General features: G+C 51.1%; 1 protein-coding gene. It reads left to right on the top strand.

Annotated features, from left to right (window positions below):
- The coding region (locus FCL48_RS25120; protein WP_169309384.1) for a hypothetical protein at positions 1-227 on the top strand (227 nt) is incomplete at both ends.

The raw sequence follows: 227 nt of genomic DNA, 5'->3' as shown, positions 1-227 counted from the left end.
TGAGATCACCTACGAGTACACGGAAGATGGCGATCCTGAAACCCACGACGCTACTGATACCAATATTGTCGACCAGTTTGTGGTCGAGGTCACTGACGTAACCGGTCAAACCGCAACCGATACCCTGAATATCCAGATCATCGATACCGCTCCTGAGGCTGCAGATGATGCAAACTCTGTGGAGGAAGATGCAACGGCTCCAGTTCTCGGCAACGTTATTACAACCG

Origin of the sequence: Desulforhopalus sp. IMCC35007, from assembly GCF_005116575.1 — a bacterium.
In the GTDB taxonomy this organism is placed as follows: Bacteria; Desulfobacterota; Desulfobulbia; order Desulfobulbales; family Desulfocapsaceae; genus Desulforhopalus_A.
Note: the sequence above shows the minus strand (reverse complement) of the source record. Positions and strands in the feature narration are given on the sequence as shown.